Origin of the sequence: Rubripirellula lacrimiformis (genome assembly GCF_007741535.1) — a bacterium.
Lineage (GTDB): Bacteria > Planctomycetota > Planctomycetia > Pirellulales > Pirellulaceae > Rubripirellula > Rubripirellula lacrimiformis.
In genome coordinates, this window is the sequence record NZ_CP036525.1 from 7,160,658 (window position 1) to 7,177,740 (window position 17,083).

Consider the following 17,083-nt stretch of genomic DNA (forward strand, 5'->3'; position numbering starts at 1 on the left):
CGATAGTGAATTGTAATAGGTTATCGTCGACTCAGCACAATGCCGTGGCGGCGACCCTGACGGGGCTCAATCAGTTGGTGGTCGTACTCGGGCCACTAGGCGGCTGGTAGAACGGACTGTCTTGTCCGGTCAGGTAGGCGCTGGAATCTTCTTCGGCGGTCGCATCGGCATCGACCGGGTCAACGGCATCGAGGACGGTTTCGGTTTCGGTCGTGTCACCGACTTCGCCAACTCGTACAGGCAATTTGCCAGGCACGATCCAATATTCGATCATCCGTCCTTCGGACATCTTGAACATGGCGAAACCATTCTCGTCACGCTTTTTGACGGCGACGGCTTCGGGCCGAGTGTTCCGGCTGGCTTCCATGGCGCGTCGTTCGCGTTCTTTCAGCAACTCGGCTTGTTCTTGTGCTGCACGATGATCTTCCAACCATGCCAAGAACTCTTTCCCGGCTTGGTTGGACCCATCTTCGGTGCTGTAGTCAGCATCGCTGCCCAGACTCAATCGGACGTTCCCTAATTCTTGGGCGTACTGCCAAGCGTCGGTGTCCTTTTCATGGATCAGCAACTGAATGTTTCGTAGGTTTTTGTTCTTGTCTTCGCCGGCACGACGCTCTGTGTCGCCGTCCAATGCGTACACTCGCACACCCATCAGCACGGTTTTGCTCATGCTTTGGGGGATCAAGTCGCTCTTGGTAAAGTAGGCCAGCACGTCGACCCGGTCGCCCGGTTGGATCAGGTTCGCGATCGAAACGTCCGTGGCCTTCAAAGCGACGACCCGGTATCCCTTAGGAACCGTGGTCCAGTTTTCGTCCATCAATTTGACGGGCATGATCGCTTCGCCAACATAGAAACGCTGCTTGGCGTACTTGCCCTTCAGCACTTCGAAGTCGCCGCTGGATCCCTGCGGGATGCGGTCAGATGGCCATTGTTCCAAGCGAACACGTTCGGCCGTGATCGCTTCGCCAATGTCGATGGCCGCCGTCGCGACGAAGATTTCGGTCATGCTGCCGCCACCCGCGCTGCTGGCTTGTGCCTTAAGCCACTGATTGGCCAGAACCGTAGCAACGGTTCCACAAACCAGAGCGATCAATAGGTAAAGGGATTTTCGCATGACAACTTTGTGGTCTTTGAGTTGCGGACCGTTGATAGTGCCGCAGCAAACGTTCCTCAAACGAGGGACGGAAATGGTCGGCTAAGGTAGTTGTTCGGTGCGGCAGGACCTTTCCCTGTAACCGTTGCGTTCCCTGAGGCACTACTGATACGACCCGTGGGGTCTACGCAACCGCGCGACCCCACGTAATCGTTAGTTCTTGACAACACGATCGAGGAATGTTCCACGACCGTGTCGAGCGTTTTCCCGTGGCCTAAACCAGCATTCCAGCGATGGCAAAGTAGAAAATCGATCCGATTGCCATCGGGATGCCGTACGGCAACAGGTACATCGTTGGCTTACGCTCGCGAGCGATCGCGGCGAGTGCCTTGGGCTTACGAACGGTTTTCCATTCGTGCAGGATCTTGTGGGCCATCGCAAAGTGCTTTTCCCATTCGCCTGATCGCCAGATCATCACAGCGGCCATGATGCCACCGACGATTGCGGTCGCGGCAAATGCGTACAAGGTGACCACCGCACCGAGCCAAGCACCGACGCCGGCCAGCAGTTTCACGTCACCGGCACCCATGCCGCCAACGTTTCGCAGCACTAGCAACAACATCATTCCGACGAATGTGCCCAACAGGCTGTACAACAAACCGTCGGTGCCGAATCCGCCCTGCAGCGTCCAGTGAACCCAGCCCATCATGATGAATGGGAAGGTCAACCAGTTCGGAACTTTCAAAATCTTGCCATCAATCACAGCGGCAACCACCAGAACGATGGTGACGAACCAAACGGTCCAGTTTTCGGCAATGCCGTTCATTAAGGTGGTCATCTCTGTATCCCCGTGAAATTGGTGTGAGGCCGTGCGTGCGGTAGGCCCGTCGTGAGTGCCATTTTCGCTGGCAAGCGTTCAAGTCAACGTGCCATGAAAACAATGGTCGACGGTGAATCGGTGGGTGTTTGGGTTGGATCAGATGGGCATGCCATCGGATCAGCTTTAGCGTGGACCGATCATCCAACTGAACATCGCGAACAAAAGCGTCACGAGACAGCAGGACAATTGCCAGGCGTAGGCGGCTGCATCAGCAGGTAGCAGTGGATAATTCATCGATCTTTTCTCCCGCTTTGGTGTGGATTGCGGGCCACGACGCGATTGCGTCTGATGTTCTGAACCAATTCTGACCGGTGCAAACGAGAGCTTCGTTCGGATCAGAACGCAAAGCATCCCGGCGCGACGGTGCGAGCCCTAAACAGACCCGCACCGTTTCGCGACGAGATATCTTGGTGGGCTGGCTCGAAAGTCAGCCAACGGCAACTAGTTGCCGATCGCGGTGCCGACAGCTTCGAACTTGGCGTTGGCGTTGGTACCGATAGTACCGACCGAAGCCAAGCAAACGACGACGATCAGTGCCAACATGACGGCGTACTCGACTGCAGTCGGGCCATCTTCTTCTTTCAGGAAGTTAACAATGCTTTCGGTGAAGTTCTTCATCTCAAAAATCTCGCGAGTGAGAGGCATATCACAATTGCGATATGCGACGACGACTTAAATGGATGCGATTAATCAAACGCAACCGGTTTAGGGGCAGCCCCGTCTTTCGACTTTCGTCCGACACGCCTTGGCTTCAGCCGCCACATAGTGACGACCATTCCCTTGGCAGCCCGGCATTCCTGAGGTCGACACGATTGCTCGTGAGACCCACGGACCCGATAGCTTTGCGCCCCGCCTTCTCAAACGGGTTGCCTTTGTCATGGAAAGCAAGGCTGACCGAAGTTCCCTCAAACACCACTTGTGATTGACTTCCCTTCGGCAGCAGATCGAACACCGATCCGCTCACTTCTACAGGAAACCTATGACACAAAACGCGACTGTCAAAAAACTCTGGTCGCGGAAACCTTAACGATCAGGAATTGGGCGCGGCTGTGACGGTTGTGCCGGCCAGGACAGTCCCAATGGCGAATCGCCGCCGATCCATCCCCCCAAACGTCCTATCTTCGGCCGGTGTTCCGACACAGCCCCGATCGGCCACGGCTGGAAAAACAGAAAACGTCGCGATTGCGTCAAGTTTGCGATCCAGACATCAAGATGAACCGGATAATCGGCTGTACCGGTCCAAGGCGTGCATCAGTACAGGCGTGCGCCCGCACCGACGGACTCGCGTAACGATCGAATTGCGTAGCGATCGAAGTGCGTAGCGATGGAATTGCGTAACGATGGAAGGCTCGGCAACAGACGGGCAAGCAAACGGCTAGGAACCGGCAGCCCGTTGGACTCGTCGTATTCCTAGACGGTTTGTCGATTGAGTCGAACTTTCAACGGCAATTGGTGATCCGCTGGCCGCGAGGCCCACGGGCTTGGGGGGGGATTCCCGGCCGCTCACGCGATCACGGCTCACTCAATCGACAAAGCGTAGCGGGGGGCCTGCGACCGAAAATGCGATCGGGGCCGACGACGGGCCTATCCCTGGAATCGCCTACAAGAATCGCCTAGAACGAACCCGGGAAACTTCGGTTCACCATAGAGAGCGGCACATCGGTTTGCCATCGTCATCACAGATGGTGCCTCGATCGATTGCATCGGTTGCCGATTGGACACCGCCAAGCGAGTTTGCTTCGCGGCAAACCGCATGCCTCTCCAGACGAATCAATCGAGCCAACCGATATCACCCGACATGATCGAGACCGCGATATCCAACCGCGGCCTCCGATCGTCTAGGCACCCACGTTTAGATGTCCACCTTTAGACATCCAGGTTGCGGACGTCCAATGCGTGCGTTTCGATGAACTCGCGGCGTGGTTCGACTTTGTCGCCCATCAGCAAGCGGAACATTTCGTCAGCCGCACCGGCATCGGTCAGATTGACCTTCAACAGCGTTCGGTTGGCGGGATCCAGCGTCGTTTCGCGAAGTTCTTCGGCGTTCATTTCGCCCAGCCCTTTAAAGCGAGTCACTTGCAGACCTTTTTCACCGGCCGCACGCACTTCGGGCAATAGGCCTCGCAGGTCTTCCAGTGGACGCCGGATGTCTTCGCCGCGAACCAGTTCGAATCGAGCGGTCGTTGAACCGGTACGCTCGGCCGGGATCAGGTCATCGATACTGAACCCAAGCACCTGCAGATCTTTCAGACCACTGTTGATGGTCCGAACCTCGTGCAGTTCGGCCAAGTGAGCCAGGTTATCCGGTGGCGTCACAATCTTCGGTTCCGCTGGCGTTTCGCTGGCTTCGCCCTCGACTTCGATGACTTCGTCCTCTTCCTCTTCGATCTCCAACGTCAGTCCACGTTGGTTCAGGAATTCTTCGACCGCGTCTTGGGTCATGAACCAATGCTCTTCGTTGCCGTGGGTCAGCAACAGAGCCGGCAGTTTTTCGGCGACCGGGTCGTAACGCATCGCGTGGATCCGCAGGCTGATGCCGCGTTGTTCCAGGGCCACGACCGCGTCTTCCATGGATGCCAAGGAAGTACACAACTCTCGCATTTTTTCGCCTTCGACGCGGCGACCATCCTCCGCTTCGAACACGGTGTCCGACAAACCTCGTTCCAACAACTGAGTCTTCATCTCGCCATCGGTTTGGATGTAATACCGATTTTTGCCCTGCTGGACGCGGAACAAGGGGGGCTGAGCGACGTAGACGTGGCCGCGAGCGACCAGTTCGTACATCTGACGATAGAAGAAACACAACAACAGCGTCCGAATGTGGCTGCCGTCGACGTCGGCATCCGTCATGATGACGATCTTGTTGTAACGCCGTTTGGTCAAATCTTGGTCGGCGCCGATCCCGGTGCCAATCGCTTGGATCATCGACTGGACTTCGGTGTTCTCTAACACCTTGGCTTCGCGGCTCTTGTAGGCGTTGATGATCTTACCGCGAAGCGGCAAGATCGCCTGATACTCGCGCATCCGGCCACCTTCGGCCGATCCACCGGCCGAATCACCTTCCACCAAGTACAGTTCGCAGACGTCGGGGTTCTTGCTGATACAGTCGCGAAGTTTGCCCGGAAGTCCGCCACCGGAAAGTGCGTCCTTTCGTTTCCGAAGCAGGTCTTTTGCCTTGCGTGCCGCTTCGCGCGCTTCGGCCGCCAACATGCCCTTGCGTACGATCGTCAACGCAACGCGAGGGTTTTCTTCCATGTACTTGGCCATCTGTTCGCCCACAGCACCGCTGATGATGCCGTCGACTTCGCCGTTGCCCAACTTGGTCTTCGTTTGGCCTTCGAACTGGGGTTCGGGGACGCGAACACTGATCACCGCGGTGATGCCTTCACGGAAATCGTCACCGCCGGGCGCCACGCCCTTGAACAGGTTTTCTTTCTTGCCGTAGTTATTCAGCGTCCGGGTCAGTCCACTACGGAATCCGGAAACGTGCGTTCCGCCTTCCTTGGTATGGATATTGTTGACGTAGGACTGAACGTTTTCGGTGTACTCGGTGCTGTACTGCAACGCGATATCGAACTGGACGCCGTCTTTTTCGCCCGCGATTCGAATCACATCGGCGTGGAGGGTATCACTGGCTCGGTTCAGGTGTTCGACAAACTCGACCAAGCCGCGTTCGTACTTGAAATCGCCGCCTTCGCCGTTGCGTTCGTCCAGAAACTTGATGTGCACGCCACTGTTCAGGAACGCCAGTTCTTGCAATCGCTTGTACAACGTGTCGTAGCTGTACTTGGTGACGTTGAAGATCTGGCTGTCGGCTTTGAACGTGACCTTGGTGCCGTTCTTTTTGGTGACCCGGCCCTTCGCGACCGGCCCAGTGGGAACGCCGCGCTCGTATTCTTGCGTCCAGGTGTACCCGTCGCGGCTGACTTCGACTTCGGCCCATTGGCTCAGAAAGTTCACAACCGTGACGCCGACACCGTGCAAACCGCCCGAGGTTTGGTAGGCACCTTTTTTGAATTTGCCGCCGAACTTCAGCACCGTCATCACGCCTTCCATCGTCGTGACTTCGCGGTCAAGTTCTTCGGAAAGCTGGTCGTGCCGCGTCACCGGGATGCCACGGCCATCATCTTCCACCGTGACGCTACCGTCGGTGTGGACGACGACCGAAACCGATTTGGCGAATCCCGCCATCGCTTCGTCGATCGAATTATCGACGACTTCGTAGACCAAGTGGTGCAAACCACCGGCTCCCGCATCCCCGATGTACATGCTGGGACGCTCGCGGACGTGCTCGAGGTCCGAAAGGTGCTGCAGGTCCTTGGCGTTGTATTCGGAACTGGCCGCCGGAATCGTCGAAGCCTGAGTCGTCGACGCCTCATTGGCAGCGGAATCCTGTGCCGGCGATGGGGTCTCGTCGGGAGTCTCTGAGGTGGCAGCGTCGCTCATGAAAGCCTGCAAAAAGACGAAGAAAAGGGACGGGTGCACGGGCGGTGTGCGAAGCCGGTTATTCTAGCGTTTTTTCGCGTTTCACGTAGGCCCAGACCGCCCCCGATGATCCGGAACAGGGGTGGGAATCAGGAAATCGCACGCCGGGGCTGCCAATGAGGGGTCAGCACAGGCCCATTTGGCCATTTCGGCGGCCCGATTTGCCGGTTCGGCGAACCGATCGCGTCTAACTCTTCGTCAGATAACGCTGGTAGGCCTGCACCGCCAACACGTCACAGCGTTCGTTTTCCACGTGACCGGCGTGGCCTTTGACGTGTTCGTACTTGATCGTGTGCGTCTGCATCAGAGCGTCCAACGCCTTCCACAGCTCGACGTTCTTGACCTCGGCAAGCTTTTTGCCCTCTTTTCGCTTCCAACCACGCGACTTCCAACCCGCCATCCAAGTCTTCATCCCCTGCAGCACATACGTGCTGTCGGCAAACAAGGTGACCTCGCAGGGTTCTTTCAGGACTTCTAAACCGCGAATCACCGCGGTCAATTCCATCTTGTTGTTGGTCGATTCGGGCTCGCCGCCGGCCCGTTCAAGCTCTTTGGCAGTCGAGTCACAGCGCAGGATGAACGCCCAGCCGCCCGGGCCAGGGTTTCCGCTGCAAGCACCATCGGTGTAGAGGCTAACTTTCTTCATGCCCGGCAAGTTACCGAAGATGCCTGGGCGGTACAATTCGGATGCCCAAATTGCCACACTCACCAGCCCCCCACCCCGCACGGGAATTCGCCTGAATTCCCCCGCCCCCCCCTTCAAGCAATCCTCACCTATCCGTTGGAAGACCATGATGCACCGTGTTTTGATTCTCTTGATTGCACTGCTTGGATCGACCGGCGCTAGCGCCATGGCAGCAACCGGCGAACCGCTGGCGCTACAGAAATGGCCGAGCGGCGAAATATCCGTCGAATCTCATTCGGGCCAGACCGTTCGAATCAACGACCAGGGCAAATGGGTCTCTGGCGACCAAGATTGGGTGCATTCGGTGTCCATCGGGACGGGCGACACCGCGGCCCAGAGTGCCGTGGCGACCGATATCCGCGGCGACGGGGTGACGATCCGGATGGTCAGCGCGTCAGTGACCGATCAACTTGGCGGCCAACAACTGCCCGCCGACGTGCAGCCCGCCGATGCAAAACTGGACGTCTTGATTTTGGCCTCAACCAATGCCGACGCGTTGGTATCACCTTCGATCCAAACGCTAGTGACTCGCTGGGATCCTCTCCTGGTCGTGTTCAGCGGCTTGCAGCCGGGCAGCGATAGCTTTGCCAGCGTCAGCGAGCAGTACCTATCGGAATCACAATCCCGATCGATTCCTCACAACACGTTGGCCATCTGCGCGGCGGATCCGGAAATGCCACGGACTCGCCAAGTGATCGCGATGGGCGACCAAGCTTGGCAGATGCCAGCGGACCTAGAGAAGTTGTTCGCCGCGATGGAATCATCCTGCGAAAATTCGCAACAGGTATTTGCCAAACTTTCGACCGCGCAAATGAACTTCAAACCATCCAACGGCACCCACACGCCGCGTTGGAACACCGAACACATGATGGGTCGCCAACTGCAGTTCTTCTCGCAAATTTACCACGCCGTCGACCCTGTGGTCCCGGTGATGAACTTGAATCCGAAACAGATGCCGCCTGATTATCAAGCGGCTCATCCGGAATGGGATGGTGCGGCAGAGGCCAAGCAGATGCAGTTGGTCAGCGACTTTTGCCGCCGGTTTGCCTACCTGTTGGATGGAATCGGACCGGATCAGAAGGCGCCCGGCAGCCGCTGGCCCTCGCTGCGTGCGTTATTGGTTCAAATGAATCATCACTACGACGAACACACAGCCAACACCGTCAAAAAGTTCGAATTGCCCGATTGGCCAGCCAAGTAGCCCGTAGCGCAAGTCGCCAAGACTTTCGGCCATTCCACCCAAAACCGCCCACGCGCACACGCCGCGGATCGCCCCCACTCAGACCGAAACTCTTGGCGAGTTGCGCTACGGCATTCACTACCCCCAAAACCGCCCCCGGCCACACGCACACGCCGCGGATCGCCCCCAATTAGGCCGAAACTCTTGGCGAGTTGCGCTACGGCATTCACCACCCCACCCAAAACCGCGTTCGGCCACCTGGCCACACGCATCGAAGGTCATGGGATTGATGATTGCCTTGATAGGCGCTAGCCTTGATGGCTGTCGCCGCTCCGTTTCTAACGACCCCAACAACGCACGATGCACCTGCTGGCCTCCGCGATCGAAGAAACGCCAATCGAGCCCTCGTCGGCAGGCATCATGATCCTGTTCGCGATGATCATGATGGCGACCTACGTCGGCGTGGCCGTCGAACGGTTCCACAAAACCGTCGCTGCACTTAGCGGTGCCGTGGTGCTGGTGGCACTTAGTTTGTGGCTTGGACTGTACGACTACCCAAAGATCTACGAGTTCTTGAAGGAGGACTTGAATATTTTTGGCGTCATCATCGGTACCGGCATCTTGGTCGATGTGGTGGGCAAAAGCGGGCTCTTCCACTTCATCAGCATGTGGATCGTGCGGCTGACCGGTGGCCGAGCGTCGACGTTGTTCCTGACGCTATGCCTGGTGACATTCGTCTTCGTGGCTGTGCTGACGATCGTGCCAGCGATGTTGATCCTCAGTTCGTTGGTGTTGGTGATCTGCCGATCGCTGGGCTACAAACCCGCCCCGCTGCTGTTAAGCGTCGCCATCTGTGCCAACAGCGGTGCGATCGCGACCTTCGCCAGCGGATTGCCCAACATCATGATCGGCACCGCAGCAGAGATCCCCTACGTTCGCTTTCTGCAGGTCTCGTTGCCATACGCCGTGATCAGTTTGGTGATCGCGATCGCCGTGCTGCGGTTCATGTTTCGAAACGATCTGCCCTGGCAACAATCGGCCGAAGAACAGCAACAACTGCGTGTCCAGATCGAATCCTTTGACCCCTGGGCGATGGTCGAAGACCGCAAAGTCCTCTATCGCAGCGGCAGTATCCTGATGGCGACCGTCGTCGGGTTTGTGTTCGCACAACAATTGGGCGTCGGCATGGACTTCATCGCCATGGTCGGTGCAACCGCGGCGCTGCTGTTCGCCGGCAAGGGTGTCGAGGATGCGATCGGCAAGGTCAACTGGACCGTGATCATGTTCTTCATGGGGCTGTTTGTGATCATCGGCTGTGTCAAACAGACCGGGGCCCTGGCGTTTGTCGCCCAGCAGGTGATCGCCGTCTCGGACAACCGAATGGAATTGCTGATCCCGTTGTTGGGTGTTTTTTCCGCAGTCGCCAGTTCGATCGTCGACAACATCCCGGTCGCTGCGACGTTGATCCCGATCGTGCAAGACATCTCCGGCAACGGCGTGCCCGCCGAACCGTTGTGGTGGACACTGATCATCTGCTGCAATCTAGGCGGCAACGGAACACCGATCGGTTCGATTTCGTGCGTGATCGCGATCTATGCGCTCAAACGCGAAGCGAACCAGCACATCGGATGGGGGACATTTCTAAAGCTCGGTGGTACGATCATGCTGTTGCAGGTCGCCGGCGCAATCGTCTACGTGATGATTGTTTACAACCAAGGCCTGATACCGGAGCTGGTGAGTCATGGGTAACGAATCTGAATCCAACGAAATCGACCGCGACGTTGACGAGTCGATGCGGATGTTCGAAAGGTCCAAGGTCGGAACGTCGCATGCAATCGCTCCGATTCGGCCGTCTCGCATCTTGGTGGCCTTGGATGGGTCGCCACAGGACGTGACGTCGCTAGATGCAGCGATGTACCTGCGCGAACGATTCAATGTCGAATCCATTCTTTTGGACGCCCGCGACAAGGCTGATGATGATTCGTCGGACCTGGCCATCGATGCGGCAACCAAAGTCACCGGATCACGTCCCGCGATCCGCAGCGAAGGCGATGCCTACGAAGCGATCTTGAAGGCGATCGAAATTCACGATGTCGATCTCGTCATCCTGCCATGCCCGTTCGGTCGCAATTTCGAACAGGTCGGCTCCGATAGCGCCGGCACCGTCGTCGATGTGATGCTCTCGCGATGCCCCTGCCCGATGTTGATCATCCGCCGCGACGACCAATCGCTGCGACGCTGTGCTGCCCAAGTCCGATTGGTGATCGGTGGTGAATGCGACGTCGAAGAACGCGCCGCCGCATGGGCATTTGGAATGGCCGATGCCGGTGCCATGGTGACGTTGAACTTGGTCGTCGAAAAGGAACAGTATCAGAACCTGCGAGCCATCTTAGAAGCACTGCAACCGGGCAAATCGATCGAACTGGCACAGTTCAGCGATGCCCTGACCAAGACTCATCAATCGCTGCACGGCGCGATGTCAAAGTCGGCGACAGAACTGGGCATGCAATACTCGCTGCGTCCGCAAGCGGGCGAAGTAGCACCGCCAAACCCATTGAACGAATCCAACGCGATGTTGATCGTGATGCCGATCGAAGTGGACGATCGATTCACCCAAGGATTCGTGAACGACCGTATCCGCCGCAGTCCTCATCCGGTCTTGGTGGTTCCCGGTCATGTGCCCAGTTGATCCTAGTGACGATTCCAGGGTGACGTGCCGATGACGTCGCTGGCCATTGAACCGATTTACGGGTCGTTGTTGCTGGCGATGTTCGCAGTCGCAGCCACCGTGGCGGTGATCGTGATGGTCAAACCGCCAACGACGGCCCCCAAGCAACAGCGCTGGCTGATCGGTTTGCGATTGGTCGCCGCTGCAACTCTGCTGCTGGCACTGCTGCGGCCGACCTTGGTGCGCACTGACAATCGCCCGGTGGATGCCGCGTTGATCGTTGCCGTGGACACGTCCCAAAGCATGACACTTCCCGATGGCGATGGTGGCGACCGCTGGACGACTCAGCAAACCGCTTGGCAGGAACTTGCGACCCGATTGGCCGGCAACGATGCCTCGCTGAACATCCGGCTGATGGGCTACGACGCTCTGTCGCGGCCGATCGCGGGAACCGACGTGGACGCCTTGGATAACGTCCGCCCCGACGGCAAACAAACCGACCTGCAGGGTGCGATGGCCGCGACCATCGGGGCCGCCGAGGGCCAGCCCATCGCTGGCGTTGTGCTGATGGGCGATGGAACGCAAACCACGCCGATCACCGGCGGTGGTGCCGGACGCGTGGTCGAAACACTGGATTCCCTAGGCGTTGCCCTGTGGACGGTTCCAATCGGGCCGGCCCGCAGTGAACAGGAATCCCGAGACGTTGCCGTCGATGCGTTGCCCCAGCAGTATCAGATGTTTGCTGGCAACCAAGTCGACGTTACCTTTCAAGTCCATTCGCGGGCCATGGCGGGAACCGACGTCCCCGTTCGATTGACGTGGATCGCCGAGGATGGAAGTCGCACCGAATCGGCGGTTCGAAGCGTGCTGGTCGATCGGGCGATGGATACCCAAGCGGTCACGATTGCGGTCACCGCGCCACCGCCTGGTGCCTATCAATTGGAGGTCCGCGCCGACGTCCAGGATGGCGAACTGGTGATCACCAACAATCGCCAAGTCGCTTTTGTAGACGTCCGCGAAGGCGGTGGTCGGATCCTGTACCTGTTCAGCAATCTGGACCAGGAACAGGCATTGATTCGGCGTTCGCTGCGGCGTTTCCCCGACCTGGACTTGACGTATCGATGGATCCCCACCGACACCCAATCGTCCTGGCCCGTCCCACTGGGCGATTGGTTCAAACCAGGGAAATTTGACGTCTACATGCTGGGTGATCTGGATGCCGCAGCGATCGGCAACCAACAACTGGACCAATTGTCGCAAGCGATCGCCGCCGGCGCTGGCCTGGTCACGTTGGGCGGTTTCCAAACCTACGACATCGGCGGCTATGCCTCGTCACCGCTGGCCGATGCATTGCCCGTGCGAATGGACTCGGCCCGGCGCCGCCCCGTCGGCAGCCCCCCCGTCGCAGAACAAGACGCTGCACCGGAAAAAATCCAATTGGCTCGCAATCACCCAATCACCGAACTCGGTGGCGATGACCCCGCATCGGTTTGGTCCCAGTTGCCGGCGATGCTCAGTGGCACACGCCTGTTAGGCCCGAAGGTTGCCCCCGGTGTCCAGGTGTTGCTGGAAAGCGAGCGTGGCGACCCGCTGCTGGTGATCGGCCAATATGGGCGCGGCCGTGTCGCATCGCTAGCCTTCGAATCGACTTGGCGTTGGCGACGCCGCGGCCAAGATGATGCTCACCGCCGCTTTTGGCGACAGGTGATGTTGTGGGTTCTTTCACGCGAAGAAACCGCGCAGAACAACATCGTCGTGCAAATGGACTCACGCCGATTCAGCGCCGAACAACCGCCATCATTTCGAGCGATGATCGACGGCAGTCAAGGCGTTTCGCTGGTCGCCGAAATTGTCCCTGCCGGCGCGACCGCAGAGGATCCAAATTCGCCGCCTGGAACCGAATCCGCCTCGGTTCGCCGGTTAGAGGTCACGACCGAGGTGCCCAGCGATTCGTCCGCCGACTCGCCGCGGCAAGCGATCCGTGGAACGTTGCCGGAATTGGCACCCGGCATGTACCGACTGCGGGTGCGATCCGCTGGGGCAGGAACGACTGGGACGGGCAAGACGATCCCGCCAACGGAACTGGCGTTCCAGGTCATCGACCAGAGCCGCGAACTGGCCCAACCGATGGCCGATCCGATGTACCTGCGACAGCTAGCGGGGCTGACGGCCGACCACGGCGGCGCGTCCTTCGATCCAGGCCAGATCAGTGAACTGGTCGACACCATCCTGGATCGCCGCAAACAGGCTCAATCGCCAGTCGTTGAAAAGCTGCGACTGGGCGACGGCCCCTGGACCGGTTGGCCGCTGTTCGGGATTTTTGCGGTGGCGATGTCCGCCGAATGGTGGCTGCGCCGGCGATGGGGCATGGCTTAGTCGACGCCTACGGGCCGATCGGCAGTGGCGGTATACTCGCGTTCTTACAGGCGTTCCCGATGCCGATCGTGGCCACAGGGACCTGATGCCGACCACCCACCCTGCACTTGAACTCTGCACTTTCTTCGGACCCATCTTCCATGGCAACCAAATCTCCTTTTCCCGCACTGACCGAATCACGCAACGCAGAATCGATTCGCAAGGCCATCCTGGCTGGCGAATTCGTACTGATCAGCGTGGCCGACGACGAAGTGGCTGATGAAGGCGGCGATGACGAAGCTTACGGTGCTCTAACGGCAGAGATCGAAGACTTCGAAGCTCTAGTCGTTTTCACCTCCGAAGAAATCGCCGGTGAATTCGTCAACCAACAGGAAGACCTGTTCGGCGAAGGCGAAGAAGTCGAAGGGATCGTGGTCGAAGGCAACGCCCTGCTGGAATACCTTCCCGAAGGTTACGGAATGCTGTTCGATCCCGAATTCGAAGACGCCAGCGTCGTGGACCCAGCCTTGGCCGCCGAAGTCTTGGCCGGCGGCGACGACGAGTAAGGATCGTGCGAGAACCCCCGATCCGAACCGTTCGACCAGAACCGCTAGACGGGTAATTTTTTTCTTGACCCGACACTGCGCACGCGTACACTTTCGACCGCCACTTTGGCGGCGGTCAATTCAGTACGCAATCGTAAGGGGATCGGGGCAATGGCGCGACCATCAGTATTGGATGTGGGGCTTGAAACGGTGACCGGCGACCCGAAACAGATCCTGGCTCAGCAATTCGGGATGGACCGCTTTCGCGATGGCCAATTGGCGGTGATCGAGCGGCTTCTGGGCGGCAAGAACGTCGCTGCCGTCTTCCCGACCGGCGGCGGCAAAAGCCTGTGCTATCAATTACCGGCACTGATGTTGCCCGGCACCACGGTGGTCGTTTCGCCACTGATCGCGCTGATGAAAGATCAATGCGATGCATTGGCCGCACGCGGCATCGGAGCGGCCCGCCTGGATTCCAGCTTGACGACCGAGGAATTTCGCGACGCCATGCAAGGCATCCGCGACGGATCGATCAAAATGCTGTACGTCGCCCCCGAACGGTTCTTTAACGAACGGTTCCTGGCATCGGTGGGGACGCTGGATGTGTCTCTGTTTGCAATCGACGAGGCGCACTGCATCAGCCAATGGGGCCACAATTTCCGGCCCGACTACCTGAAATTGGCGGAACTGGCCAAGCAGCTTTCGGCCAAACGTGTCTTGGCGCTCACGGCCACCGCGACCCCCGAAGTGTTGGCGGACATCCGCGACGCGTTCGCGATTGAACCCGAAGACGCGATCCGAACCAAGTTCTTTCGCCCCAACCTGCAACTGCGCAGCAGCGTGGTCGATTCGGAAACGCACTACAGTGTGCTGCTAGATCGGATCAGCACCCGCCCGCCCGGACCGACCCTGGTTTACGTCACGCTGCAGCGGACGGCCGAAGAAGTCGCCGAACAACTGGTCGCCGACGGACATCCAGCCACCGCCTATCACGCCGGGATGAAGCCGGAAGTGCGATCCCAGATCCAGCAAGATTTTATCCAATCCGACAGCGGGATTGTGGTCGCGACGATCGCCTTCGGAATGGGCATCGACAAGTCGAACATTCGCTACGTCTATCACTTCAATCCGCCCAAATCGATGGAATCCTACGCCCAGGAAATCGGCCGCGCCGGACGCGATGGCCAGGATTCCGTTTGCGAACTGCTGCTGTTGCCCGACGACCGCGTGGTGCTGGAAAACTTCACCTACGGCGACACCCCATCGCGTCACAACGTCGGCCGACTGATCGACCTGATCGCTGGCCAAGCCGACACGTTCCACGTCTCGCACTACAAACTGTCGTCCGAAACGGACATCCGCATCCTGGTCGTCCGGACCTTGCTGACTTACCTGGAACTGGATGGCTACATCAAAGCCACGTCGCCCCGCTACGACACCTACAAGATCAAACCGCGAGTGACTTCGCAAAAGATCCTCAGCCACTTCAAAGGCGAACCTCGCGAATTTGCCGCCGGCGTGCTCTCCTCACTGACCAAGGGCCGGACCTGGTTCCTGCTCAATACCGTCCTGGCCGCTCGCAAACTCGGCGCCGAACGACAACGTGTCGTCAAAGCCATCGAACACATGGCGGAACAGGGGTGGCTGGAGGTCCAGACGTCGGATCTGGTCCACGGGTACCGCTGGGTCAACCGACTGGACGATCCCAAGACGCTCGCCGATGACCTGCACGGCCGTCTGGCGCGGCGCGAAAGCGGGGAAGTCGGGCGACTGGAAGGCGTCTTCGATCTGGCGCGTTCGGAAAGCTGCCTGGCTGACCAACTGTCCCAGCATTTTGGCGAATCCCTCGACCAACCTTGCGGCCGCTGCACCGCCTGTCTGGGTGAAGGTCCGCAATCGATCCCCCAGCCACCGTCGCGGCCGCTGGGATCATCCATCCAGCGAGTGATCGAGAACCTGGTCCGCGAATACCCCGACCGATTCGTCACCGCCCGCGACCGAGCCCGATTCCTGTGCGGACTCTCCTCGCCCGGATTCATCCGCTCACGGCTGACCCGCCACGATAGCTACGGGGTTTGCGATCGGATCCCGTTCGCACAGGTCCTGACCCAGGTCGGCGGAACCAGCGACTAACCCCCGCCGTCGCCCAACAAGCACCACCCCAGCCAATCCGGTTTCAACTTTTCAGGTTAGCCGTTTGGGCGATCGCCCCGGTTCTTCGGTGACGAAACCCTGGCTTGCGCTTCAACGAAACGCTAGGAAGCATTTCGTAGCGGAAGTCGTCAAGACTTTCGGTGATCCCACAGCCCCGGCCAAAACTTTCGGCCGCCTGTTGATTGAGTCGAACTTTCAGCGGCAATGCTGGCTCGCTGGCTGCGAGGCCACTGGCATTGGGGAGGGGGGGGATTCCCGGCCGCTCACGCGATCGCGGCTCACCAAGCAACGATCGATCAACCACTGGCGAATTCTGCATGCAAAAACCGCCCAAAACGTGTGGATGAAATGCTTCCCAACGTCGGCCGGAACCGGCGAACCTAATCAACAGCCCGGAAAGCGTCCGGTCCTGCAACGTTCTGCCATGGTTCCATGGCCGGGTACCAGCGCGTGCTTACGGATGCACTGCGGACGTCACCAGGCCCCCACTGGAACGACTAGCGGCCTCACGAGCCACATCGGCGGCCCGCCGAATCAGCAGCCCACAGAGCTCCCTCAGCGGCTGACTCAAGCAAGCACCACCGGCACCCGCCCCCTATCCAGCGGGGAATCGTCGTCGGTTCGCAAAAAAGTCCTCCAACCGCCACTTGACGCACTAGAAATCAACCTGCTACTTTCTGCGTCTCTGGCGACGGCGCGAACCAACCGTTTTGGTACGTGTCCCAACCAGAAGCCGCTACCCGAAGCGGCAAAAACGGGGGATTAGCTCAGTTGGGAGAGCGCTACAATGGCATTGTAGAGGTCATCGGTTCAAGTCCGTTATCCTCCATTCAAAAAGCCGCTTGTGATTTCACAGGCGGCTTTTTTCGTGCGCCGATCTCCTCGCGCACCCTTTTCCGCACCCTAAACGGAACAGTCACGTGGCCACGTGAGCCGAAGCCCTACTCCCCCAAAACCCCAGAACCGCTGGGCCTGAGCGCCAGCTCGAAGACTCTAGCCGCAGTCAACAAGGCAGTTCCGGATCAGCTATCATCAAGG

11 protein-coding genes, 1 tRNA gene and 1 riboswitch are annotated in these 17,083 nt (G+C 58.8%); of the genes, 7 read left to right on the forward strand and 5 right to left on the reverse strand.

Features of this window, described 5'->3' with window-relative positions:
* Window positions 1-70: 70 nt before the first annotated feature.
* The 5 genes from cpaB to rnhA form a co-directional block, all read right to left on the reverse strand.
* A complete protein-coding gene (cpaB, locus tag K227x_RS25035; protein WP_145174436.1) occupies window positions 71-1,114 on the reverse strand; it encodes a Flp pilus assembly protein CpaB in 1,044 nt (347 codons plus the stop codon).
* Window positions 1,115-1,367: 253 nt separating this feature from the next.
* Complete coding sequence (locus K227x_RS25040; protein WP_145174439.1) at window positions 1,368-1,931, reverse strand: A24 family peptidase; 564 nt, start codon at window positions 1,929-1,931, stop codon at window positions 1,368-1,370.
* Between the two features lie 483 nt (window positions 1,932-2,414).
* Entirely contained in the window at window positions 2,415-2,591 is a 177-nt protein-coding gene (locus tag K227x_RS25045; RefSeq protein WP_145174442.1) for a Flp family type IVb pilin, read from the reverse strand.
* Between the two features lie 161 nt (window positions 2,592-2,752).
* A riboswitch (cyclic di-GMP riboswitch) is annotated at window positions 2,753-2,854 on the reverse strand.
* Between the two features lie 985 nt (window positions 2,855-3,839).
* The gene (locus K227x_RS25050; RefSeq protein WP_145174445.1) at window positions 3,840-6,419 is read right to left on the reverse strand and encodes a DNA gyrase subunit B; all 2,580 of its coding nucleotides are present in this window, start codon (window positions 6,417-6,419) and stop codon (window positions 3,840-3,842) included.
* A 226-nt stretch (window positions 6,420-6,645) separates the two neighbouring features.
* Complete coding sequence (gene rnhA / locus K227x_RS25055; protein WP_145178428.1) at window positions 6,646-7,104, reverse strand: ribonuclease HI; 459 nt, start codon at window positions 7,102-7,104, stop codon at window positions 6,646-6,648.
* A 145-nt stretch (window positions 7,105-7,249) separates the two neighbouring features.
* On the opposite strand from rnhA, the gene K227x_RS25060 reads away from it, so the two are divergent.
* From K227x_RS25060 to K227x_RS25090, 7 genes are all read left to right on the forward strand, one after another.
* Entirely contained in the window at window positions 7,250-8,344 is a 1,095-nt protein-coding gene (locus K227x_RS25060; RefSeq protein ID WP_145174448.1) for a DinB family protein, read from the forward strand.
* A 339-nt stretch (window positions 8,345-8,683) separates the two neighbouring features.
* Window positions 8,684-10,072, forward strand: a complete 1,389-nt coding sequence (locus tag K227x_RS25065; protein WP_145174450.1) for an ArsB/NhaD family transporter — start codon at window positions 8,684-8,686, stop codon at window positions 10,070-10,072.
* Window positions 10,065-11,012, forward strand: coding sequence for a universal stress protein (locus K227x_RS25070; protein WP_145174452.1), 948 nt, complete (start codon window positions 10,065-10,067; stop codon window positions 11,010-11,012). Before K227x_RS25065 ends, K227x_RS25070 begins: the two co-directional genes overlap by 8 nt.
* Before the next feature lie 30 nt (window positions 11,013-11,042).
* Window positions 11,043-13,367 carry a hypothetical protein gene (locus K227x_RS25075; RefSeq protein ID WP_145174455.1) on the forward strand — a complete coding sequence of 775 codons (2,325 nt, stop codon included), beginning with the start codon at window positions 11,043-11,045 and terminating at the stop codon, window positions 13,365-13,367.
* Between the two features lie 140 nt (window positions 13,368-13,507).
* The gene (locus K227x_RS25080; RefSeq protein ID WP_145174458.1) at window positions 13,508-13,912 is read left to right on the forward strand and encodes a hypothetical protein; all 405 of its coding nucleotides are present in this window, start codon (window positions 13,508-13,510) and stop codon (window positions 13,910-13,912) included.
* Between the two features lie 150 nt (window positions 13,913-14,062).
* Complete coding sequence (locus K227x_RS25085; RefSeq protein ID WP_145174460.1) at window positions 14,063-16,024, forward strand: RecQ family ATP-dependent DNA helicase; 1,962 nt, start codon at window positions 14,063-14,065, stop codon at window positions 16,022-16,024.
* Window positions 16,025-16,801: 777 nt separating this feature from the next.
* Window positions 16,802-16,874 (forward strand) — tRNA-Ala (locus tag K227x_RS25090).
* Window positions 16,875-17,083: the final 209 nt, after the last annotated feature.

Bases quoted from the DNA above. Each gene is read 5' to 3' on its own strand.
- K227x_RS25075 (WP_145174455.1), top strand. From the start codon at position 11,043: ATGACGTCGCTGGCCATTGAACCGATTTACGGGTCGTTGTTGCTGGCG.
- rnhA (WP_145178428.1), bottom strand. From the start codon at position 7,104: ATGAAGAAAGTTAGCCTCTACACCGATGGTGCTTGCAGCGGAAACCCT.
- K227x_RS25060 (WP_145174448.1), top strand. From the start codon at position 7,250: ATGATGCACCGTGTTTTGATTCTCTTGATTGCACTGCTTGGATCGACC.
- cpaB (WP_145174436.1), bottom strand. From the start codon at position 1,114: ATGCGAAAATCCCTTTACCTATTGATCGCTCTGGTTTGTGGAACCGTT.
- K227x_RS25045 (WP_145174442.1), bottom strand. From the start codon at position 2,591: ATGAAGAACTTCACCGAAAGCATTGTTAACTTCCTGAAAGAAGAAGAT.
- K227x_RS25040 (WP_145174439.1), bottom strand. From the start codon at position 1,931: ATGACCACCTTAATGAACGGCATTGCCGAAAACTGGACCGTTTGGTTC.
- K227x_RS25050 (WP_145174445.1), bottom strand. From the start codon at position 6,419: ATGAGCGACGCTGCCACCTCAGAGACTCCCGACGAGACCCCATCGCCG.
- K227x_RS25085 (WP_145174460.1), top strand. From the start codon at position 14,063: ATGGCGCGACCATCAGTATTGGATGTGGGGCTTGAAACGGTGACCGGC.
- K227x_RS25065 (WP_145174450.1), top strand. From the start codon at position 8,684: ATGCACCTGCTGGCCTCCGCGATCGAAGAAACGCCAATCGAGCCCTCG.
- K227x_RS25080 (WP_145174458.1), top strand. From the start codon at position 13,508: ATGGCAACCAAATCTCCTTTTCCCGCACTGACCGAATCACGCAACGCA.
- K227x_RS25070 (WP_145174452.1), top strand. From the start codon at position 10,065: ATGGGTAACGAATCTGAATCCAACGAAATCGACCGCGACGTTGACGAG.